This window comes from Devosia sp. 67-54, from assembly GCF_001899075.1.
GTDB lineage: Bacteria > Pseudomonadota > Alphaproteobacteria > Rhizobiales > Devosiaceae > Devosia_A.
This window is the reverse complement of record NZ_MKVA01000005.1, coordinates 872696-894834: the sequence shown is the minus strand read 5'-3', so window position 1 is coordinate 894834 and position 22139 is coordinate 872696. Positions and strand designations below refer to the sequence as shown.

The window sequence follows — 22139 nt, the reverse complement described above, 5'->3', positions numbered from 1 at the left end:
GGCGTCCGCGACAGGCACGCCGAGCGGGCCGCACCGGCGAAACCTGTCAAGCGCAGAATTTTCGGCCGGGCTGGGGATAGCGGGGAGGCTGGCCGCGGCCACGAGGGAGGGTGGCGAGCGGAGCGGCAATGCTCCGCGGGACGGCGCTCGCGCTCGTGGCGCTGGCGATGATGGTGCCGGTGGCGCCGCTGGGCCTAGGCGCGGGCGGGGTCAGGTGCTAGAGGCTTGGGCACTGAAGATTCCGGTAGGTTCGCGCATGCCCCAGGGTGGTTGGAAAGACTTCTTCATCGAGATTTTCGCCTGGTGGCGCGGCAACACCTGGGGCACGCGGCTGTGGGCGGCGACGCAAGGCGTCTATGTCGGCTCGGACGAGTTCGGCAACCGCTACTACCGCAGCAAGAAGGCGACCGGCCCCAGCGGCATGGAGCGGCGCATGGTGATCTATGCCGGCGGCTATGCCGAGCCGACCACGATTCCGCCCGGCTGGTATGGCTGGATGCATTACCGGACCAACGAGGTCCCCAGGGACGGCGACTACACGCCGCGCGAATGGGAAAAGCCGCATATCCGCAACTATACCGGCTCGGCGCTGGCGTATCGGCCGGACGGCAGCCTGCTGAACAAGGGCGAGCGCCCCAAGGTCACCGGCGACTACGACGCCTGGTCGCCGGACGCCTGACGCCGGTGCGAGGACTTCTGGCGCTGGTGCTGGTCGCGGGACTGGCGAGCCCCACGGCGGCGGCCACCATCTCGAACCCGGTGGCCTCGTTCTCCGGGCTCGACAAGATCACCGGCCGGATCACCAATTTCGACGTCTATATCAACGAGACCGTGCAGTTCGGCGCGCTGCAGATCACGCCGCGCGTCTGCTACACGCGGCCGCCCACCGAGACGCAGCGCACCAGCGTGTTCGTCGAGGTGGACCAGGTGTCGCTGAAGGGCGGCACCGAGCGCATCTTCACCGGCTGGATGTTCGCAGAGAGCCCGGCGCTCAACCCCATCGACCACCCGGTCTACGACATCTGGCTGGTCGATTGTAAGCAGTCGAGCGACGTGCCGCCGCCGCCCGCAGCGGCCTCCGCCGAGACGCCGGCGCAATAGCCCGCGTCATCCACCAGGCGGTGGACGACGGTCCCGTCGCCGGATGCCATGATCGCTTCGGGGCGCGAACGAGGGACATACCGATCATGGCAATTCCGAAGACATTGGCGCTGGCGGTTGGGCTGCTGCTCGCCGGTTCGGCGGGCGTACTGGCCGATACGCGCACCAACACGCCGGGCGACGGCACCGGCACGGCGTTCGCCGCCGCCTGCGATCCGGGCGAGGCGCTGGTGGGGTTCGACTACAACAATGCCGAGCGGCTGCTGGGCGTCAGCGCCGTCTGCAAGCCGGTGCTGCCCGGCGGGCTCGGCACCGCGCATCGGCTCAAGCAGATGTTCGGCCCCACCGACCAGCATGCCCTGAGTGGCGGCTACAGCTCGACGCGCTGCCCCGACGACATGGTGGTGCGCGGGCTGCAGGTGTTCGTCGGTCTCAACCTGGCGGTCGAGCGGGTGCGGCTGTCGTGCCATGTCGCCTCCGGCAACAAGGTCGGCCTGCTCGTCAAGCCCACCACCTCGTCGGTGGGCACCTATTCGACGGCGTCCAAGAGCATCGACTGCCCCGGTATCCAATATGCCACCGGGCTGCTCGGGACCTACAAGGGCGGCGTGCGCAGCCTCGGCCTGCTCTGCCACGACGACACGCCGGCGGCGGGCCCCAAGGGCGGCGACGGCAAGGGCACGGGGCAGGGTGGCCCGTTCGGCAACGGCCAGGGCGGTCCGTTCGGCAAGGGGGGCGATCACGGGCCGGGGCACGGCCCTGCCGGCGGACCGTTCGGCAGGGGTGGCGGCGACGTGCCGCTGCAGTTCGAGATCCATATCGGCCGCGACGGCGCCTCGCTCGGCGCCAGGGGCCTGCCGTTCGGGCCCGCGGGCGGCCAGTTCGGGCCCAGGGGCAAGGTCCGGGTGCTGCGCGAAGCCTCCACGGTCTATGCCGACCGGCAGGGCACCGAGATCGCCTACCTCGACGCCGGCGCCCCTGTGACCGTGGTGGCCTGCGAGAATGGCGGCAAGGGCTGGTGCCGGATCAGCGGCCCGACGCCAGGGCTGATCTGGGGCGGCGACCTAAAATAGCGGCGGCGGCGGGCCGCCGCGGTCGATCGCCGCCCAGTCGGCGTCGTGCTTGAGGGCGTCCGCGAGGCGCAGTTCGTAGTCCTCGCGGGCGATCTCGATGCCGCCGAAGGTGCGCAGATGGTCGGTGATGAACTGCGTGTCGAGCAGGCGGTAGCCCCCCGCCTTCAGCCGGCCGAGCAGATGCGCCATGGCGATCTTGCTGCAATCGGTCTTGCGGTGGAACATCGATTCCCCGAAGAACGCCGCGCCGATGGAGACGCCGTAGAGCCCGCCCACGAGGTCGGCGCCGTCCCACACCTCGACCGTGTGGACGAAGCCGCGCCGGAACAATTCGCCGTAGAGGCGGCGGATGGCGGCGTTGATCCAGGTGCTGTCGCGGTCGGTCCCGGCGGTGGCGCAGCCCTCGATCACGGCCTCGAAATCGGTGTCGATGCGCACCGAATAAGGGTTGTGTTTCAAGGTCTTGCGCAGGCTGCGCGAGATGTGGGCGGCCTCCAGCGGAATGACGCCGCGGCGCTGTGGCGACACCCAGAAGAGGTCGTCCGAACTGGCGTCCTCGGCCATCGGGAAGATGCCGGCCTGGTAGGCGCGCAGGATCAGCCCGGGGGTCAGATCGACCGCAAAAGGGTCGGTTTTGCGTGACATGGGCGCTCCACTTGCCGTCACAGAGTCATATCGGCGCGACAACGTGTATTGCCAGCGTTCACATTTTATCGCCTAAGAAGGCGCCGTTTTTGCCCCGGAACCAATGCGAGTCCGCCCGCCAATGCCCGAAGCCGTGATCCAGACCGAAAAAGCCAACCTTGAACTGATGAGCGGCAAATCCATGCTGCACATCCTCAAGGATGTGACGTTCAAGGTCGCGGCCGGCGAGGTGACGGCGGTGGTCGGGCCGTCGGGCAGCGGCAAGACCTCGCTGCTGATGATCCTGGGCGGGCTGGAACGGGCAACCACCGGCAAGGTGGTGGTGGCCGGCCAGGACATTTCGACCGCCAACGAGGACCAGCTCGCCATCTTCCGGCGCAACAATCTCGGCATCCTGTTCCAGAACTTCCAGCTCATTCCCTCGATGACGGCGCTCGAGAACGTGGCGCTGGCGCTCGAGATCGCCGAGACCGGCGAGAGTTTTCGCGAAATCCGCGAGCACGCGGCGGCGGCGCTGGCCGAAGTCGGGCTCGGCGACCGGCTGACGCACCTGCCGAGCGCGCTCTCGGGCGGCGAGCAGCAGCGCGTGGCGCTGGCCCGCGCCATGGTGACCAGCCCCAAGCTGATGCTGGCCGACGAGCCCACCGGCAATCTCGACCAGGACACCGGCGCGCTGGTGATCGACCTGATGTTCAACCTCGCCCGCAAGAAGGGCACGGCCATTCTGCTGATCACCCATGACCGCTCGCTCGCGGCCAAGGCCGACCGCATGCTGACCATGAATCACGGCCAGCTCACCGAGACCACCAAAGAGGCCGTCCCGGCATGACCAAGCTCCGCAACTGGATCCGCGTCGCGCTGGTCGACCTGCGCGGCGACCTTCGCCGTTTCGGCATCCTGCTGGCGTGCCTGGCGCTGGGCACCGCGACCATCGCCGGCGTGAGCTCGGTGGGCGATGCGCTCAAGGGCGCCATCCTGCGCGACGCCAACACGCTGATGGGCGGCGACATCCAGGTCAACCGCGCCGACCGCCGCGCCAATCCCGACGAGCTCGCCTACATGAAGACGCTGGGAGAGGTGAGCGAGACGATCTCGTCGAACTCGCGCGCCGACGCCATGGACGACAGCGGCAACACGGCGTTCCTCGACATCTACGCGGTCGACGACCTCTACCCGCTCTACGGCAATGTGGTGAGCCCGCAGCTCAAGCCCGGCGAGAAGCCGGCCGACCTGCTGGCCCTCAAGGACGGCGCCTATGGCGCCATCGTCGATCCGGTGATCCTCGACCGGCTGGGGATCGACCTCGGCGGCCGCTTCACCGTCAACGGCACCCAATTCGAGGCGCGCGGGCTGCTCGGCTCGCTGCCCAACAGCGCCCTGCGCGGCCTGCATCTGGGCCTCACCACGCTGATGTCGGTGGAGGCGGAACAGGCCAATCCCGAGACGCGGCCGCCGCTGCCGGGGCTGCTGACGCAGTACAGCTACAAGATCAAGCTCAACCCCGACCAGGGCGACTACACCATCGCCAAGCCCAAGGTCGAGGCGCACTTCAAATCCGATCCCGAATGGAAGGTGCAGTCGCCCTACGACGCGGCGGGCACGCTGGCGCGCTTCTACGATCTGTTCGTGCGCTTCCTGCTGATCGTCGGGCTGAGCTCGCTGCTGGTGGGCGGGGTGGGCATCTTCAACGCCGTCTCCGCCTATATCCAGGAGCGGCAGCGCTCGATCGCGACGCTGCGCAGCCTCGGGGCCACCGGGCCGCGCATCCTCGTGCACTTCTTCACCCAGGTCGGCATCATGTCGCTGGCCGGCATCGTCATCGGCCTCGTGATCGGCGCGGCGCTGACCGCGGCGGCGCTGCCGGTGCTCGGCCGCATCCTCGCGGTCGATCTGCCGCCTTCGGTCGAATGGCCGGCGCTCGTGACGGCGCTGCTGTTCGGCATCCTCGCCGCCTTCGCCTTCTCCTACATCCCGCTGGTGCGGGCGGAAAAGCTGCGGCCGGCCATGCTGTTCCGCACCGTCGGCACCTCGATCCAGAACCTCAAGACGCGCGAATATTTCGATCCGTGGGTGCTGATCCCGCTGCTCGTCGCCGGGCTCGGCATCTTCGGGCTCGCCTGGTGGACGACGCAGGATCTGAGCCTCGTCGGCTACTACGCCATCGGCGTGATCGCCGCCTACCTGCTGCTGAGCCTCGCCGGGCGGCTGCTGCAAGTCGTGCTCCGCGCCATTCCGCCCCTGCCGAGCGCCACCTTCCGCAACGCCTTCCGCGGCATCTACCGGCCCGGCTCGCCGGCGCCGACGGTGATCATGTCGCTGGGCCTCGGCCTCGCGATGCTGCTGGTGATCGTGATCCTCAGCGTCAATCTGCGCGACCAGCTGCTGGGGCAGGTGACCAAGGACGCCCCGACCTTCGTTGCCACCGACCTGTTCGACGACGAAGTGACGGATCTGCAGGACTTCCTCAAATCGACCGGGCAGGTCACCGAGTTCCAGCACTCGCCGATGATCCGCGCCGCCATCACCAAGGTAAACGGCGTGCCGTCGGACCAGATCCGCGACCGCAAGGACATCTCGGGCGAAGCCGCCTACATGCTGACCGGCGAAATCCTGATGACCTGGCGGCCCGACCTGCCGGCCGATTCCAAGGTCACCGCCGGCGCCTGGTGGCCTGAGGATTATTCCGGCCCGCCGCTGGTGTCGCTGCGCGACCAGGACGCCATCAGCCTCGGCATCAAGCCCGGCGACAAGCTGGAGCTGACGCTGTTCGGCGAATCCTTCGACGTCACCGTCGCCAACCTGCGCGACTTCCAGTTCCAGAGCGGGCTCAACTTCCTGGTGACGGCGACGCCCGGCACGTTCGACGACTTCCCCGGCACCAACCTTGCGACCATCAAGGCCGCCGAGGGCCACGAGAAGGATGTGGAGCGGGCGCTGGCCAAGAAATATCCCGACATCACCTTCCTGCCGGTGGGCGAGGCGCTCAACCAGGCGGCGGGCATTCTCGGCCAGTTGTCGACGGCGGTGAACATCGTCGGTGCCCTGGCGGTGGTCAACGGCCTCCTGGTGCTGGCCGGCACCATGGCGGCGGGGCGCAAGCAGCGCGAGGCCGACGCCGTGGTCAACAAGGTGCTGGGCTCGACCCGCGGCGACGTGGTGAAGGTATTCGCGCTCGAATATGCGCTGCTCGGCGGCTTCGCGGCGCTGCTGTCGATGCTGGTCGGCATCGCCGGCGCCTACGCCATCGTCAAGGGCGCGCAGATGGACGTGGGCTTCGGCGTCAACCCGCTGCTGGTGCTGGGCGTGCTGGCCGGCTCGATCGTGCTGACCATCGTCACCGGCGCGCTGACCACGTGGAGCGCGCTGAGCACGAAGCCGGCGCAGTATCTGAGGTCGATGGGCTGACCCCCTTCGGGGCGGCTATGCCGCCTCGACGCTCACCACCAGGCGCTGGCCGAGCGCGCGCAACGCCTCGTCGAGGGCGGGAAGCTTCGTCGCGTGATACGGATCGAGCATGCGGCGCACCTCCGCCTCGTCCTTGCCGAGCTTGCGGGCGAGAGCCGATTGCGACAGGCCGGACCTCCGGAACGCACTGTAGAACGCCAGCTTCGCCGCGGCCTGCGCGGCGATGGGGACCGGGGCTCCTCCCCGGTAGGAGGGGGGAGGGAGGTCATCCCCGTCCTTCATCCGTCCAAGCAATGCGACTTCCAGCGCATCCGAGGCATTGACGGTCGCCTCCTGCCGCGTCGCGCCTTCCGTCAGCGCCTCGGGAACGTCGGGAAAGCGCACCAGAAAGCCGCCTTCGCCGTTGGCATCGAGTTCGCAGCGATACTCCATCTTCCGTCTCCTAGAGGCCGAGTTGCCGGCGCACGAGGGCCATGTAGGCCGGCGACAACTCGCCCGATTTGAGGGTCGTTTTGGCCACGAGCCGGTCGCCGTCCCGCACCTCGAGCCGGTAATGCGAGCCCTTGCCGAGCTTTTTGTCGACCACGAGCGCAAGGCCGGCCGCGCCGCAATCCTGCTTGAGCTGGCTGATGAACCGGTCCCGCTTCATGCCGTCGCCCCCGCTCGGCTGTGACATGAATATCGGACAAAAATGTCCGAGAGACAAGGGGTGGCGCAATATGTCGCCCCCACCCAGAACGGGTCTCGTGTCGAACTAGTGCTTCATCCCCAGATACTTTTCCAGCCAGTGGATGTCGTAATTGCCCGCGAGAATGTCGGGTTCCTTGATCAGGCGCTGGAACAAGGGGAGCGTGGTCTTGATGCCGTCGACGACGAATTCGTCGATGGCGCGGCGCAGGCGCATCAGGCACTCCTCGCGGGTGCGGCCGTAGACGATGAGCTTGCCGATGAGGCTGTCGTAATAGGGCGGGATGGCGTAGCCGCTGTAGATGGCGCTGTCGATGCGCACGCCGACGCCGCCGGCCGGGTGGTAGAATTTGATGGTGCCGGGCGAGGGCGCGAAGGTGTTGGGGTCCTCGGCGTTGATCCGGAGCTCGATGGCGTGGCCGGTGAAGGTGATGTCCTTCTGCCTGAGGCTCAGCGTCTCGCCCGAGGCGACGCGGATCTGCTCGTAGACGAGGTCGACGCCGGTGACGCGCTCGGTCACCGGGTGCTCGACCTGCAGCCGCGTGTTCATCTCGATGAAGTAGAACTCGCCGTTCTCGTACAGGAACTCGATGGTGCCGGCGCCCGAATATTTGAGCTTGCGCATGGCGGCGGCGCAGATCTCGCCGATGCGGTCGCGCTGTTCGGCCGGCACGGTGGGGGCGGTGGCCTCTTCCCAGACCTTCTGGTGGCGGCGCTGCAGCGAGCAGTCGCGGGTGCCCAGGTGCACCGCGTTGCCTTTGCCGTCGCCCATCACCTGCACCTCGATGTGCCGCGGCTGGCCGAGGTATTTCTCCATATAGACGGAGTCGTTGCCGAAGGCGGCCTTGGCCTCCGAGCGGGCGGTCGACCAGGCGGTGAGCACGTCGAGCTCGGTATGCGCCACTTTCATGCCGCGCCCGCCGCCGCCGGCGGTGGCCTTGATCAGCACCGGATAGCCGATCTCGGCCGCAGTCTTCTTGGCCTCGTCCTCGGTCTTCACCTCGCCCTTCGAGCCGGGGACCACCGGGATGCCGAGCTCCACCGCCGTCTGCTTGGCGGTGATCTTGTCGCCCATGATCTGGATATGGTGCTCGGACGGGCCGATGAAGGTGATCTTGTGCTCGGAAAGGATGCGGGCGAAGCGCGCATTCTCGCTGAGGAAGCCGTAGCCCGGATGCACGGCGTCGGCGCCGGTGATCTCGCAGGCGGCCAGCAGCGAGGGGATGTTGAGGTAGCTGTCCCTGGCCGGCGGCGGGCCGATGCACACGCTCTCGTCGGCCATGCGCACATGCATGGCGTTGCGGTCGGCGGTCGAATACACCGCGACCGTCGAAATTCCCAGTTCCTTGCAGGCGCGCAGCACGCGGAGCGCGATCTCGCCCCGGTTGGCGATGAGGACCTTCTGGAACATCAGTCGATGACCGCGAGCGGCTGGCCGTATTCGACCGGCGCGGCGTCGGTGACGAGGATGCGCGAGACGGTGCCGGATTTGTGCGCCGGGATCTGGTTCATCGTCTTCATCGCCTCGATGATGAGGATGGTCTGGCCCTCCGAGACCTTCGAGCCCACCGACACGAAGGTCGGCTTGCCCGGCTCGGGCGACAGATAGGCGGTGCCCACCATCGGCGAGGTCAGCGCATTGGGGTTGGAGGCGAGGTCGTCGGCCGGCGCGGCGGCGGCCTTGGCGGCGGACCCGGCCGGGGCGGAGGGCGCCGCGGCGGGAGCGGCCATCGCCATGGGCGCCGGAGCGGGCACCATCACCTGCTGCACGCCGGAATTGGCATAGGTACGGGTGACGCGGACGCGCAGATCTTCGCGCTCGATCTCGATCTCGGCCAGGTTCTGCTCGTTGAGCAGCTTGGCGATGGCCTCGATCAGGGCCTGATCTGCCGGAGCGTCCTTGGTCATCGATTTGCCTCCCTTGGGCACGTTTTCTTCTTCGGGTTCGGTTCAGGCGCCCAGCCGTTCGGCCAAAGCTTCGAGCGCCAGCCTATACCCCGCCGCGCCGAGGCCGCAAATCACCCCGATCGCGACCGCAGAAACATAGGAAAAGTGGCGGAATTCCTCCCGCGCATGGATATTGCTGAGGTGGACCTCGATGGTCGGAATGGCGACGGCGCTGATGGCGTCGCGGATGGCGACGGAGGTGTGGGAATAGCCGGCCGGATTGAGCACGATGCCGTGCGCCTTGCCGTAGGCCGCCTGGATCCACTCGCAGATTTCGCCTTCGCGATTGGTCTGCCGGCACTCGACCGTGAGCCCGAGGCGCTTGCCCTCGGCCTTGCACATGGCCTCGATGTCGGCCAGCGTCTGCGTGCCGTAGGTCTGGGGCTCGCGGATACCCAACATGTTGAGGTTGGGGCCGTTGATGACGAGGATACGCTTGGCCATGGTTTCGGCGTTGTGCACTGCCGGGACGTGCGGGTGCAAGCGGACCGTTCAGAATTGCACGGGAATCCGGCTCAGCCGGCCGGAATCGGGGCCGCCGCCGGGCACAATGTGGAGCCGCAGGCGCGCAGATTGGCGATCTTGGCGCGGAGCTGGTCGATGGGGACGGCGCCCGGGATCATCTCGTCGCCCAGGATGTAGGTGGGGGTGCCGCCGATGTTGAGCGCCTTGGCCAGCTTGTAGGTGGCCTGGATGGCGTCGGTGGCCTTCTTGCCGTTCATGTCGAGCATCAGCTCGGCGCGGTTGCCGCCCACCTGCTCGGCCACCTGCAGCGCCTGGCTGGCGCCGACCTCGCCGCGCTCGGCGAACATTTTCCGGTGGAAGTCCCAATAGTTGATCTTCGGATCCTCGCCCACCAGCACGGCGATGCGGGCGGCGTCGACCGAGCCGTCCGAAAGGATCGGGAACTGCTTGAGGATGACCTTGAGGTTGGGGTCTTCGGCCATCAGCGTCGCGAGGTCGGGCAGGGCGCCGCGGCAATAGCTGCAATTGTAGTCGAACATCTCGACCAGCGTCACGTCGCCCTTGGGGTTGCCGAGCACGACGTTGTCGGCGGCCTGATAGATCTCGGCGGCGTGGGCGTCGAGCTGGCTCTTCATCGCCGCGCGGGACGCGACCTGCCGCTCCGCGTCGAGCTTATCGGTCATCCGGGTGAGGATGGTCGGATCGCTCATCAGATAGTCCTCGATGAGCTTGTTGACCGCCGCCGGATCGAGCGCCGCGGCGGCCTTCGGCTTGTCCTGCTGCGCCAGCACTTCGGCGATGGCGGCCTTGAGCTCGGTCTGGTCGGCGCCGCTGCGCAGCAGCAGCGAACCGAGGCCGCCGGCCAGCAGGCCGACCAACAGCACGAGGACAAGGCTCAGGCGCGACATCGAATTCCCTCCGGCCGGCGGATGCTAGCACCGCGACGATAGACACGGCGCCGCGCCGGAAATCAATTTGTGTTGAGAGATTTGACCGGGGACGCTAGGCGAATGCCCTCATCGCCAGCGAAGACGACGAAGTTATGACCAGCCCGACCGCCGCCGGCATGGAGCCGTTCCATGGCCTCGAGATCAACGCGCTGGCCCGCGCGCTCGAGGCAGAGGGGCGCGACATCGCCTTCCTCGAGCAGGGGCAGCCCGCCGCGCCGCCGGCGCCCCGGGTGATCGAGGCGGTGCGCGGCGTGCTCGACGGGCCGCAGCGCTACACGCATTTCGCCGGCATGCCGGCGCTGCGGGCGGCGCTCGCCCGCTACTATCGCGAGCAGCACGGCGTGGCAGTGAGCGAGGACTCGATCATCGCCACCATGAGCTCGTCGTCGGGCTTCATCCTGGCGTTCCTCGGCGGCTTTGCACCCGGGGCCAAGATCGCGGTGACGCGGCCGGGCTATACCGCCTATCTCAACACGCTCTACGGCATGGGCTACCGGCCGGTGGAAATTCCGGTGAGCGCCGCCGAAGGCTGGCACCTGACGCCAGCGGCGATCGCCGCGGCGCATGCGCGTGAGCCGTTCGCCGGGCTGCTGCTGGCCTCGCCCGCCAACCCGACCGGGGCGGCGGTGGATCGGACGCAATTGGGCGAGATCGTCGCCGTTTGCGCCCGGCTCGGCGTGCGCTTCATCTCCGACGAGATCTATCACGGGCTCGACTATCGCGGGCCGTCGGTGAGCGCGCTGGAGTTCACCCGCGACGCCATCGTGATCAACAGCTTCTCGAAATATTACTGCATGACCGGCTGGCGCATCGGCTGGATGGTGCTGCCCGACGACATCCTCAGGCGCACCCAGATCCTGCAGCAGAATCTGTTCATCGCGGCGCCGACGCTGAGCCAGGTGGCAGCGACCGCGGCGCTGGGCGAGCGCGATTATGCCGAGGCGCAGAAGGCCCATTACGCGGCCAACCGGCCGCTGCTGACCGAGGGGCTGCGGGCGCTCGGCTTCGGCGTCGATGAAGGCGACGGCGCCTTCTACGCCTATGCCGACGCCAGCCGCTTCACCAACGACTCGCTGGCCTTCTGCAAGCGCATGCTGGCCGAGGCGGGCGTCGCGGCGAGCCCCGGCGTCGATTTCGACCGGGTGAACGGCGGCCGCTATGTGCGCTTCTCCTATGCCGGCAGCCGCGAGACCATGGACAAGGCGCTGGAGCGGCTGCGGCGGTTCCTCAAGGCTTAGGCCGAGGTTAAGGCCGCCCGGCTAGGCTGCGGGCGATGGAGTCTTCACCGGCATCGACGGGACCCGCGTCGCGCCGCGGCCTGCTGCGCTGGGCGGCGGGGCAGGAGCCGGCGCTGCTCGCGCTCGCCGTCTTCGCGCTGGTGCTGTGGCCGCTCAACCTGCTCAACGACGGCGACACCTGGTGGCATCTGAGCGCCGGCGACTGGATCCTGGCGCATCGGGCCGTGCCGCATGTCGACCCGTTCTCCTACACCTTCGCCGGGCAGCCCTGGGTGGCGCATGAATGGCTGTCGGAGGTGCTGCTCAGCCTGGGCTTTGCCGCTGCCGGCTGGCCGGGCGTGATGCTGCTGACGGCGGCGGCGTTCGGGCTCGCGACCTGGCTGCTGGCGCGGGAGGCGGGGCGGTCGCTGAGCGGCTTGCCGCTGGCGCTGACGCTGCTTGCGGGGCTGGCGCTGTTCGCGCCGCATCTGCTGGCGCGCCCGCATATCCTGGTGCTGCCGGTGATGGTAGTGTGGTTCGGGGGACTGCTGGCCGCCCGCCGGGAACGGCGGCGGCCGGCGTGGGGCCTGCTGGCAGCGATGGTGCTGTGGGCCAATATGCACGGCAGCTTCCTTGCCGGCATCGCGGTGATCGCGCCGTTCGCGCTGGAGGCGGTGCTCGAGGATCGCCGCGCGCTCGGCGGCTGGCTGCTGTTCGCGGCGGCCGCGGTGGCGGCGGCGCTGTGCACGCCGTTCGGCCTCGACGGGCTGCTGCAGCCGATCCGGCTGCTGGCGATGCACAATGTGCAGGGCATCGGCGAATGGTCGCCGCTGCGCTTCGATGCGGTGCAACCGCTGCATGTGGTGGTGCTGGCCTTCGCGGTGTTCTGGCTGCTGCGGCGCCCCCGGATCGGCTGGATCCGCTGGCTGCTGCTGCTCGGCCTGCTGGCGCTGAGCATCAGGACCGAACGGCACGAAATGCTGCTGGGGCTGCTGGGGATTTTGCTGCTGGCCGAGCCGATCGCCGCGGCGCTCGGCCGGACGGGGCGGATGCCGGCCGGCGGGACGGCGTGGGTGCTGCTGCCGGTGGCGCTGCTGGCCACGCTGCGGTTGCTGCTGCCGATCGCCGCGCCGGTGACCGGGCGCGACCCGGCGGCGGCGATCGCCGCGGTGCCGCCCGCGCTGCGGACGCAGCACGTCCTCAACGCCTACGAGTTCGGCGGCTACCTCATCCGGGCGGGCATCGCGCCCTACATCGACTCGCGCGCCGAGCTTTACGGCGACGCCTTCCTCGACCGCTACAACACGCTGCTCGCCGGCCGGCCGGCCGACGTCGCCGCCGTGCTCGCGGACAACGACGTCGGCTGGACCATGCTCACCCCCGGGACGCCGCTGGCGGCGGCGATGGCGGCGATGCCGGGGTGGCACCGGCTCTATGCCGATGCCGTGGCGGTGATCGACGTGCGCGGCGCCGCGCCGGATTAGGCCGCCGGCGCGAACACGCGCAGCCGGTGGCCGTCGGGGTCGGCGGCGGTGAAGGTGTAGCCGAAATCCATGCGGGTCGGCTCCTGCAGGATCTTGAGGCCGAGGCCGGCCCAGGCGTCGCGCGTTGCCGTCACCGCAGCGTCGTTCTCGACCGGAAAGCCGATCTCGGTGCCGCCGGGCAGGGTGGCGCGCGGCTCGACCTCGTCGCGGCTCCACAGCCCGAGCGCGAGGCCGTTGGGTAGCGCGAACAGGGCCCAGCCGGGCGAGGCTTCGACCGGCTGCGCCTCGAGCAATTGGCTGTAGAGCGCGGCGCTTCTTGGCGCGCTGGCGACATAGGCGAGAATGAAGTTCGGGTGGGTCATCGGGGGTACTCCGTGGCTGGAACGCCCCTCTGATGCACCCGCCGGCTGTCAGTTTCTGGCAGCGGCCTCGCGCTGCCAGCGGGCGCGCTCGAGATCCATCTTCTCGCGCCACTCCTTGAGCATCGCGTGGCGGCGGCGCGGCGCGCGCTCGCCGGTGGCGGCCGCCGAGGCGATGCGGTCGAGCCGGAAATGCCGGTAATCCTCGCGCAGCTCGCACCACGCGCCGACCACCTTGTGCTGCTCGAAAAAGCCGATGACGAACGGCCAGATGATGCGCTCGGTTTCGCGCCCGGCATCGTCGCGATAGCCGATCCGCAGCTTGATTTCCTTGCGGATGGCGTCGCGCAGCAGCGACGAGTCGACCTGCACCGGCAGATTGCGGCGGTTGGGCACGTAGAGCGTGCCGGCATCGAGCTCGCGCCGCAATTCGTCGGGCAGCACGGCGGCGATCTTGCTGAGGGTGTTGGCGGCGGCCTGGCTGAGGCGGCGGTCGTCGTCCTGCCGGCGCGCCCATTGCATGCCGATCACCAGCGCTTCCAGCTCGTCAATCGAGAACATCAGCGGCGGCAGCATGAAGCCGGGCTTCAGCACGTAGCCGAGGCCAGGCTCGCCGTCGATCTCGGCGCCCTGGCCCTGCAGCGTCGCGATGTCGCGATAGAGCGTGCGGATCGACACGTCGAGCTCGGCCGCGAGCGTTGCCCCCGACACCGGCGCGCGATGGCGGCGCAGGATCTGCAGCAAATCGAGCAGGCGTTCGGTGCGGGACATCGGGCCAGCATAGCCGGCCGGCTCAGTGCGGGCAAAGAAAAGGGCGGCCCGGAAGCCGCCCCTGTCCGATCAGCCCCCGAAGAAGCCGCGCTGCCACCAGCCGGCCTTCTTGGGCTTTTCGTCGGTTGCGGCGGGCGCCGAGGAGCTGACCACGATCTGGTCGGGCGGCAGCTCCTTCTTCGGGCGCGACGGGCGTTCCTCGAGGAGATCCGGCTCGGGCGCCGCCGCTGCGTCCGCAGCGGGCGCGGGCGCCGGCTCGGGCGATATCACGGCGATCGCCTCGGCGGCTTCGAGCGCCTCCGCCTCGCTGGGAGGCGCGGCCTTGGCGCGGCGCGAGCGGCTGCGCGGCCGGGCGGTGTTCTCGGCGCCATCGGTCACGGCGTCCTGCACCGCGGCGTCGGCGTCGGGCGATTTGCGGCTGCGGCGGGCACGGCGCGGCTTGTCCTCGCCGGCATCCTCCTCGGCCGCGATCACCGTGATCGCCGGCTCGACGCCGGCTTCGGCGGCGATCGCGTCCTGCGCCAGCACGGCGGCGACAATCCGCTCGGCGCCTTCCTCGCTGATGCCCGCGACGCCCTCGGCCGGCGCCTCGGCGCCATTGCCGGCATCGCCGTTCACCACATCGCCGCCCTCGCGGCGGTTGCGGCGGCCACCGCGGCGGCCGCGGCGGCGACGGCGGCGGGAATCCCCGTTTTCGTCATGCGCGCCATTGCCGTTGGCCTGCTGCGGCGCGGCCTCGTCGTCTTCGCCGTCGCCCTCGGCCTCGTCGGAGGCGTCGGCTTCAGCCAGTTGCGCCGGCTGCGGGCGGTCGTTGCGGTCGCCCCGCTCGCGGTCGCGGCCGCCACGGCGGCGGCGGCGACGGCGGCCATTGCGCTCGCCATTGTCGTCGGAGCGCGCCTCGCGGGCCTCGCCGTCCGCTTCCTCGTCGTCCTCGTCCTCGACCGCCTCGTCGTCGATCTCCTCGACGATGGCGCTGTCGACGCGCACATGCTGCGCCTGCGGCTGCTCGCCGGGAATGGCGCGCGCCTCGCCGCGCTCGATGGCGTAGTGCTGCGGGCCGACATGGTCGTCGGCGACGATGGTGATCGAGAGGCCGTATTTGGCCTCGAGATTGTTGAGCGTGGTGCGCTTGGAGTTGAGGATGTAGAGCGCCACGTCCACCGGCACGCGGACGTTGATCGACTGCCCCGGCTTCTTGAGCACGTGGTCCTCGACGTTGCGCATGACCATCAGCGCCACGCTCTCGACCGAGCGGACGAGGCCGGTGCCGTTGCAGGTCGGGCATTTGTGCGTCGAGCTCTCGACCACGCCGAAGCGGATGCGCTGCCGGCTCATTTCCATCAGGCCGAAATGGCTGATGCGGCCGACCTGGATGCGGGCGCGGTCGTTCTTCAGCGCGTCCTTGAGCTTGCGTTCCACCGCCCGGTTGGAGCGGTTCTCGATCATGTCGATGAAGTCGATGACGATGAGGCCGGCGAGGTCGCGCAGGCGGAGCTGCCGGGCGACTTCCTCAGCCGCCTCGAGGTTGGTCTGCAGCGCCGTGTCCTCGATATTGTGCTCCTTGGTGGAGCGGCCCGAGTTCACGTCGATCGAGACCAGCGCCTCGGTGGGGTTGATCACCAGATAGCCGCCCGAGGGCAGGGTGACCTGCGGCGAGAACATCTGGTCGAGCTGGCCCTCGACATTGTACTTCGAGAACAGCGGCTGATCGTCCTTGTAGAGCTGCACGTTCTTGGCGTGGCTCGGCATGATCATCCGCATGAAGTCCTTGGCTTCGCGGTAGGCGTCGTCGCCCGCGACCCACAGCTCGTCGATGTCCTTGGAATAGAGGTCGCGGATGGTGCGCTTGATCAGCGAGCCTTCCTCGTAGACGAGGCAGGGGGCGGTCGACTGCAGGGTCAGCGTGCGCACGCTTTCCCACAGCCGCTGCAGGTATTCGAAGTCGCGCTTGACCTCGGCCTTGGTGCGCGAGGCGCCGGCGGTGCGCAGAATGATGCCCTGGCCCTGCGGCACTTCGAGATCGCCGACGATGTCCTTGAGCCGCTTGCGATCGGCGGCGTTGGTGATCTTGCGCGAGATGCCGCCGCCCCGGGCGGTGTTGGGCATCAGCACGGAATAGCGGCCGGCGAGGCTGAGATAGGTGGTGAGCGCCGCGCCCTTGTTGCCGCGCTCTTCCTTGACCACCTGCACCAGCATCACCTGCCGGCGCTTGATCACTTCCTGGATCTTGTAGGCGTGACGGCGCGGCTGCCGCTGCCGGCGCTCGCGCGTCTCTTCCAGCAGATCGCCGCTGCCGCCCAGCGATTCGACCGGCTCGTTGTTGGCCGGCGCCTGCTCGATATGGCCGGGATCGTCGTCCTCGCCGGCCTCGTCTTCGGCGGCTTCGACCGGCCCGGGCACGGTGGATTGCGGGTCGGCCTCGGCATCCGCCTCGGTGGGGGCGTTCTCGGTCTGCTCGGCCGGATCGTCCTCGGCGCTGTCGACCGGCGCCGACACCGCCTCAACGGCCGGCGCCTCGGCGGCGGCGCTGCGCACCGGCTCGGGCTCGTCGGCGATCTCGGCGGCATGCTCCTCGCGCTCGGCCTCTTCCTCGGCGCGCATCAGCGCCTCGCGGTCGGCGACCGGGATCTGGTAGTAGTCGGGATGGATTTCGCTGAACGCCAGGAAGCCGTGGCGGTTGCCGCCATATTCGACGAACGCTGCCTGCAGCGAGGGCTCTACGCGGGTGACCTTGGCGAGGTAGATGTTGCCGCGCAATTGGCGGCGGCTCTGGGATTCGAAATCGAATTCTTCGAGGCGGTTACCGTTGGTGACGACGATCCGGGTTTCTTCCGGGTGGATGCCATCCACCAGCATTCTCTTGATAGCCATAAAGGGATACTCCAGGCCGTCGCGCGCCAACACTGGGGGCCCGGCGAACCGGGCGCCTCCGTCGTGCGCCATGCGCGGCCACAGGTTTGAGGGTTGAGGCGCGTACGAACGATGCGCCGAGGGGTATGCCGAGGCTGTCGACTGGCTGGGCAGCAATGACAAAAGCGCAAGCGGATAGGGGCATTGCGTCAGGTTTTGTCGACCCAGTGGTCATCCAACCTCTTCCTGTGTGGTCGCCGGAAACCCGGCGTACCGCTCGGTCCGGAACGAACCGAAAACTTGTCGAGGCGGTGGAATCTGCCGCATTCGGGACGTCGATGTTCCATCGTAAGTCCCTCTGCTGCCTTGCTTTCCGGGAACGGCCTACGCCGTGGTCGCGCGGGATGGGGCAGCAGTCCGCCTCAGCAACAGCGTGTAGGACCCTTGCCGCCGGTTGGCAATCGAAAACTCCCCGCTGTAACGAAACCATGAGGTTGTAAGCCGTTCGTGCGTGCGGATCGCTGCCGCCGGCGCCGCAGAATCGCCTAAAGACTCAGCTTGTGTCGCCACAGCCGATATGGGGAGCGCCCACCTGTTGTTCAATTCTGAGGGATCCGCGCGCGCGGGACGCGGACGCCTGCGGATGTGGGTGGCTGCGCTCCTCCTGGCGCTCTGGGCCCCCGCCGCCTGGGCCGCGGCGCGGCTGCCCGACGTGCTCGACGCGCGCGTGACGACGACCCCGGAGCGGGCGCGGCTGATCGTCGACCTCACCGGCACCACCGAATTTGCCATCGCCTCGCTCGATGCGCCCGAGCGCATCGCCATCGACATCAAGGCGCAGACGGTGGCGATCTCGAGCCCCGGCGCGGTCAGCGGCAGCGGCCTCGTCAGCGCCTTCGACACGGTGATGGCGGAAGACGGGCGGGCCCGCACGGAACTGACCCTGGCCCAGCCGGCGGTGGTGCAGCAGGCCTATGTGCTCGACCCGATCGGCGGCCAGCCGGCGCGGCTGATCGTCGACCTGATCCCGACCAGCGATGCGGATTTCAAGCAGCGCGCCGCGGCCGACCTGGCCCGCGCCATGGGTGGGGCCGACCCCGACCCGGCCTCGTCGGAAGCGCCCGCGGCGCCAGCGAGCGCGGCGTCGTCCAGCGTCGCCGCGGTGACGCCGCCGCCGGCCGCCGTGGCGGTGCCGCTGCGGCCCTCGGTCCCCGCGACGGGCGGCAGCCGGCCGCTGATCGTCCTCGATCCCGGCCATGGCGGCATCGACAACGGCGCCAGCGCCCCGAACGGCATCCACGAAAAGGACATCACCCTGGCCTTTGCGCTGCAATTGCGCGACCTGCTCGTCGGCACGGGGCTGTTCGACGTCGCCATGACCCGCGACGACGACACCTACCTGACCCTCAACGAGCGCGTCGACCTGGCGCGGCAGAACAAGGCGGACCTGTTCATCTCGCTGCACGCCGACACCTTCCAGGAGGCCGACATCCGCGGCGCCAGCATCTATACGCGCGACGCGCGGGCGACCGACATCCTCGACAAGGTGCTGGCCGACGGCGAGAACCACGCCGACATCGTCGCCGGCTATTTGCAGCCCGACACCAAGCCGGCGGCGGTCGAGATGCTGGTCGACCTGATGCGGCGGCAGGTGCGGCAGCAATCCTATCTCGCGGCGCAGGACATCGTGAACGCCATGCAGCCCTCGGTGGCGCTGCGGCGCTTCCCGCTGCGGCAGGCCGACTTCTTCGTGCTGCAGGCGCCCGACGTGCCCTCGATGCTGATCGAGCTGGGCTTCATGAGCAACAATGCCGACATCGCCAACCTCGAGAACGTCGACTGGCGCAACAAGGTGGTGAACGCCATCGCGGCCGGGGTGCAGCGCTATTTCAAGGACATCGGCTCCGATCTGGGGGCGCCGCTGACCGCGGCGAGCGGAGGATGACTTCCAGGCGTGGCTCGGCTAAAGCGCGAGGTGTCGTGCGGCTTCGTTCATATTTCCGCCCTTCTGAGATGATTTCCGACGGAGTTCGGGGTGCGCCTCCCGCGCCGCGACTCTTCGGGCTAGGGGTTTAATGTTCCGCATACTGGGCTGGCTGTTCGGCTTCGGCGTGTTCTGCGCACTGGCAGGCGTCGTCGCCGGCGCGATCTATCTCAACCAGATCGCGTCGGATCTGCCGGACTACACCGTGCTCAAGGACTACCAGCCGCCGGTGACGACGCGCATCCATGCCGCGGACGGCACGCTGCTGGCCGAATATGCGCGCGAACGCCGGCTGTTCCAGCCGATCGAGACCATCCCGCCGCAGCTCATCCACGCCTTCATCTCGGCCGAGGACAAGGACTTCTACAGCCATCACGGCATTTCCATCGACGGCGTGGTGCGGGCGCTGCGCGACAATCTGCTGGCGCGCGCCAATGGCGACGATTCCATCCAGGGCGGCGGCTCGACCATCACCCAGCAGGTGGCCAAGAACTTCCTGCTCAATTCGCAGCAGACCTGGGACCGCAAGATCCAGGAAGCCATCCTGGCGCTCAGGATCGACAGCACCTTCTCCAAGGACAAGATCCTCGAGCTCTACCTCAACGAGATATTCCTCGGGCTCAATTCCTACGGCGTGGCGGCGGCGGCGCTGAACTATTTCGACAAGGCGCTGTACCAGCTCGACCTGAGCGAGATGGCGTATATCGCCGGCCTGCCCAAGGGGCCGAACAACTACCATCCGTTCAAGCATCCGCAGGCGGCGATCGACCGGCGCAACTACGTGCTCGACCAGATGCTGGCCAATGGCTACATCACCAAGGCCGAGCACGACCAGGCCGCGGCCGAGGCGCTCAACGTCACGCCGCGCTCGTCCGGCACGCAGCTCTATTCGGCCGAATATTTCACCGAGGAGGTGCGCCGGCAGCTCTCGACCATCTATGGCGAGGACCAGCTCTATGGCGGCGGCCTCAGCGTGCGCACCACGCTCGACCCCAAGTTGCAGGAATATGCGCGCAAGGCGCTGATGGACGGGCTGGTGAGCTACGACCACGGGCACGGCTTCCGCGGCCCGGTGGCGACCGTCGACATCTCCGGCGACTGGGGGCCGGCGGTGGCCACGGTGAAGCCGCTCGACGACGTGCCGGAATGGACGCTGGCGGTGGTGCTGTCGGCCGACGGCAACCAGGACAGCATCGGGCTCAGGCCCGGCAACGACGTCGAAGGCAAGCTGCTGCCCGACCGCAAGACCGGCACCATCAGCACCGCCGACGCCAAATGGGTGGGCAAGAAGTTCTCGACCCTGAAGCCGGGCGACGTGATCTACGTGGCGCCGGTCGCCGGCAAGGACGGCAGCTACGCCATCCAGCAGGTGCCGCAGATCGAGGGCGCGCTGGTGGCGATGGACCCGCGCACCGGCCGCGTGCTCGCCATGGTCGGCGGCTTCTCCTATTCGGAGTCCGAGTTCAACCGGGCGACGCAGGCGCTGCGCCAGCCCGGCTCGGCGTTCAAGCCGATCGTCTATTCGGCGGCGCTCGACAACGGCTACACCCCGGCCTCGGTGGTGCTCGACGCCCCGATCGAGATCGTCAATTCCGACGGCTCGGTGTGGAAGCCCGACAATTACGAGAAGGACTTCCTCGGCCCGAGCACGCTCAGGCGCGGTATCGAGCTTTCCCGTAACGTCATGACGGTGCGGCTGGCGCAGGACATCGGCATGCCGCTGATCACCGAATACGCCAAGATGTTCGGCATCTACGACAAGCTGACGCCGGTGCTGGCGATGGCGCTGGGCGCCGGCGAGACCACCGACATGAAGATGACGGCGGCCTACGCCACCATCGCCAATGGCGGCCGCAAGATCGTGCCGACGCTGATCGACCGCATCCAGGACCGCTACGGCAAGACCATCTACAAGCACGACGAACGCGTCTGCGACGGCTGCAACGCCACCAGCTGGCAGCACCAGAGCGAGCCGCTGATCATCGACAACCGCCAGCAGGTGCTCGACCCGATGACGGCGTATCAGATCACCTCGATGATGGAGGGCGTGGTGCAGCGCGGCACCGGCACCTACGCCAAGCGGCTCAACCGGCCGGTGGCGGGCAAGACCGGCACCACTTCGGACAGCCGCGACGTGTGGTTCATCGGCTTCACCCCCGAACTCGCGACCGGCGTCTATCTCGGCTTCGACAAGCCCAAATCGCTGGGCGCGGAGGCGACCGGCGGCGGCCTGGCGGTGCCGGTGTTCACCGAATTCATGCAGGATGCGCTCAAGGGCAAGCCGCCGACACCGTTCAACATGCCGCCGGGCATGTCGCAGATCTGGATCGACCCCAAGACCGGCGTCAAGGCGACGGCCGGCGGCGCCGCCATTGCCGAGGCGTTCAAGCCGGGCACCGGCCCCAACCTCGTGACCTCGGTGATCGGCGTCAATTCCAACGCCTTCAACGGCATCGGCGACGATGGCGGCGGCGACGACGGCTTCGGCACCCCCGACACCAGCCGCGGCCGGCCGCAACCGCCGCAGAACATCGACGATGGCGGCGGCGACGGCTCGAACGATTCCGGCCGCGGCTTCCTGTTCGGCCGCGGGGGGCTGTTCTGAGCTAGGAGGCCTTGCGAGCGGCTTTCTCGAGGACGTCAGCCATGCGCCGCAGATAGTCGGGACCGGCCTTCTTGAACTGCTCGACCGCGGCCGATGCGACGTCCAGTTCCACGACCGTGCGATCCGGCCGGCGCACTGGCTTGGCGTTCCGCCAGAACTCATCATCGACCGGCAGGGCAGGGGCGTCGTCCGGCACAGGATAGTATTGCCCGGCCGCGATCATCTTTTCGATCTCAGCCATGGTGTAACGCCTGATCTTTTCGTCGCTCATCTGGATTCGACCTTCCACGCCGTGATGATGCGGCACACCTCGCCGCGCATGGTATAGACGACCATCAATCTGTTCGAACCTACCCAGCCCAAAGTCCTGTGGCGCACCTCGCCATAGTCCTTGTGGTTGTCGACCTCCTCGATGCGGTCCACATCCTTGAAGACCTGGGTTGCCAGCACGAAGTCGACGCCGCGAATGCGAATGACCTCGGTGCGCTTTTCCTCATCCCACTCGAACTCCATGGAAAAACATAGGTCCGTGGCCCGAGCAACTCAAGGTTGCGCCCGGCAGCCGGCTCCACTACATGGGCGGCAATCGACCGAAG

21 protein-coding genes are annotated in these 22139 nt (G+C 68.3%); 9 read left to right on the top strand and 12 right to left on the bottom strand.

Annotation, left to right across the window (positions count from 1 at the left end):
- The first annotated feature begins 256 nt into the window (after window positions 1-256).
- The 3 genes from BGO82_RS09525 to BGO82_RS09515 all read left to right on the top strand — a co-directional run bounded on the left by BGO82_RS09525 (window position 257) and on the right by BGO82_RS09515 (window position 2174).
- Window positions 257-679 carry an NADH:ubiquinone oxidoreductase subunit NDUFA12 gene (locus BGO82_RS09525; protein WP_291305317.1) on the top strand — a complete coding sequence of 141 codons (423 nt, stop codon included), beginning with the start codon at window positions 257-259 and terminating at the stop codon, window positions 677-679.
- A complete protein-coding gene (locus BGO82_RS09520; protein WP_291305705.1) occupies window positions 676-1101 on the top strand; it encodes a DUF2155 domain-containing protein in 426 nt (141 codons plus the stop codon). Before BGO82_RS09525 ends, BGO82_RS09520 begins: the two co-directional genes overlap by 4 nt.
- Before the next feature lie 86 nt (window positions 1102-1187).
- A complete protein-coding gene (locus BGO82_RS09515) occupies window positions 1188-2174 on the top strand; it encodes a hypothetical protein (RefSeq protein WP_291305316.1) in 987 nt (328 codons plus the stop codon).
- Here the strand turns inward: BGO82_RS09515 and aat are convergent.
- Window positions 2166-2819 (bottom strand): leucyl/phenylalanyl-tRNA--protein transferase, encoded by a 654-nt coding sequence (aat, locus tag BGO82_RS09510; protein WP_291305315.1) that lies wholly within the window; start codon window positions 2817-2819, stop codon window positions 2166-2168. The genes BGO82_RS09515 and aat overlap by 9 nt on opposite strands.
- Window positions 2820-2940: 121 nt before the next feature.
- Here aat and BGO82_RS09505 point away from each other — a divergent pair, with 121 nt between their 5' ends.
- The gene (locus BGO82_RS09505) at window positions 2941-3648 is read left to right on the top strand and encodes an ABC transporter ATP-binding protein (RefSeq protein ID WP_291305314.1); all 708 of its coding nucleotides are present in this window, start codon (window positions 2941-2943) and stop codon (window positions 3646-3648) included.
- The gene (locus BGO82_RS09500; RefSeq protein WP_291305313.1) at window positions 3645-6224 is read left to right on the top strand and encodes an FtsX-like permease family protein; all 2580 of its coding nucleotides are present in this window, start codon (window positions 3645-3647) and stop codon (window positions 6222-6224) included. The genes BGO82_RS09505 and BGO82_RS09500 overlap by 4 nt, the downstream gene beginning before the upstream one ends.
- A 15-nt stretch (window positions 6225-6239) precedes the next feature.
- Here the strand turns inward: BGO82_RS09500 and BGO82_RS09495 are convergent, their stop codons facing one another.
- The 6 genes from BGO82_RS09495 to BGO82_RS09470 form a co-directional block, all read right to left on the bottom strand.
- Window positions 6240-6656, bottom strand: coding sequence for a type II toxin-antitoxin system HicB family antitoxin (locus BGO82_RS09495; protein WP_291305312.1), 417 nt, complete (start codon window positions 6654-6656; stop codon window positions 6240-6242).
- A gap of 10 nt (window positions 6657-6666) precedes the next feature.
- Entirely contained in the window at window positions 6667-6873 is a 207-nt protein-coding gene (locus tag BGO82_RS09490; RefSeq protein WP_291305311.1) for a hypothetical protein, read from the bottom strand.
- Window positions 6874-6978: 105 nt separating this feature from the next.
- Complete coding sequence (gene accC, locus BGO82_RS09485) at window positions 6979-8322, bottom strand: acetyl-CoA carboxylase biotin carboxylase subunit (protein WP_291305310.1); 1344 nt, start codon at window positions 8320-8322, stop codon at window positions 6979-6981.
- Window positions 8322-8819 (bottom strand): acetyl-CoA carboxylase biotin carboxyl carrier protein, encoded by a 498-nt coding sequence (gene accB, locus BGO82_RS09480; RefSeq protein ID WP_291305309.1) that lies wholly within the window; start codon window positions 8817-8819, stop codon window positions 8322-8324. Before accB ends, accC begins: the two co-directional genes overlap by 1 nt.
- 42 nt (window positions 8820-8861) lie before the next feature.
- Window positions 8862-9302: a type II 3-dehydroquinate dehydratase gene (gene aroQ / locus BGO82_RS09475; RefSeq protein WP_291305308.1), complete on the bottom strand. Its 441-nt coding sequence runs from the start codon at window positions 9300-9302 to the stop codon at window positions 8862-8864.
- A 71-nt stretch (window positions 9303-9373) separates the two neighbouring features.
- Window positions 9374-10231 (bottom strand): DsbA family protein, encoded by an 858-nt coding sequence (locus BGO82_RS09470; RefSeq protein WP_291305307.1) that lies wholly within the window; start codon window positions 10229-10231, stop codon window positions 9374-9376.
- A 134-nt stretch (window positions 10232-10365) separates the two neighbouring features.
- On the opposite strand from BGO82_RS09470, the gene BGO82_RS09465 reads away from it, so the two are divergent.
- Both BGO82_RS09465 and BGO82_RS09460 read left to right on the top strand, forming a co-directional pair.
- Window positions 10366-11511, top strand: a complete 1146-nt coding sequence (locus tag BGO82_RS09465) for an aminotransferase class I/II-fold pyridoxal phosphate-dependent enzyme (RefSeq protein WP_291305306.1) — start codon at window positions 10366-10368, stop codon at window positions 11509-11511.
- Window positions 11512-11546: 35 nt separating this feature from the next.
- Window positions 11547-12974, top strand: coding sequence for a hypothetical protein (locus BGO82_RS09460; protein ID WP_291305305.1), 1428 nt, complete (start codon window positions 11547-11549; stop codon window positions 12972-12974).
- Here BGO82_RS09460 and BGO82_RS09455 read toward each other — a convergent pair.
- From BGO82_RS09455 to BGO82_RS09445, 3 genes are all read right to left on the bottom strand, one after another.
- A complete protein-coding gene (locus tag BGO82_RS09455; RefSeq protein WP_291305304.1) occupies window positions 12971-13336 on the bottom strand; it encodes a VOC family protein in 366 nt (121 codons plus the stop codon). The two genes, BGO82_RS09460 and BGO82_RS09455, sit on opposite strands and share 4 nt — an antisense overlap.
- 48 nt (window positions 13337-13384) lie before the next feature.
- Window positions 13385-14104: a YafY family protein gene (locus tag BGO82_RS09450; RefSeq protein ID WP_291305303.1), complete on the bottom strand. Its 720-nt coding sequence runs from the start codon at window positions 14102-14104 to the stop codon at window positions 13385-13387.
- 69 nt (window positions 14105-14173) lie between these two features.
- A complete protein-coding gene (locus tag BGO82_RS09445) occupies window positions 14174-16975 on the bottom strand; it encodes a ribonuclease E/G (protein WP_291305302.1) in 2802 nt (933 codons plus the stop codon).
- Between the two features lie 628 nt (window positions 16976-17603).
- Here BGO82_RS09445 and BGO82_RS09440 point away from each other — a divergent pair.
- Together BGO82_RS09440 and BGO82_RS09435 are read left to right on the top strand one after the other, a co-directional pair.
- A complete protein-coding gene (locus BGO82_RS09440) occupies window positions 17604-18899 on the top strand; it encodes an N-acetylmuramoyl-L-alanine amidase (protein ID WP_291305301.1) in 1296 nt (431 codons plus the stop codon).
- Window positions 18900-19029: 130 nt separating this feature from the next.
- On the top strand, window positions 19030-21543 hold the full coding sequence (locus BGO82_RS09435) for a penicillin-binding protein 1A (protein WP_291305300.1): 2514 nt from the start codon (window positions 19030-19032) through the stop codon (window positions 21541-21543).
- A gap of 1 nt (window position 21544) precedes the next feature.
- Here the strand turns inward: BGO82_RS09435 and BGO82_RS09430 are convergent, their stop codons facing one another.
- Complete coding sequence (locus BGO82_RS09430) at window positions 21545-21814, bottom strand: hypothetical protein (RefSeq protein WP_291305299.1); 270 nt, start codon at window positions 21812-21814, stop codon at window positions 21545-21547.
- Window positions 21811-22056, bottom strand: coding sequence for a BrnT family toxin (locus BGO82_RS09425; protein ID WP_291305298.1), 246 nt, complete (start codon window positions 22054-22056; stop codon window positions 21811-21813). The genes BGO82_RS09430 and BGO82_RS09425 overlap by 4 nt, the downstream gene beginning before the upstream one ends.
- Window positions 22057-22139 lie beyond the last annotated feature (83 nt).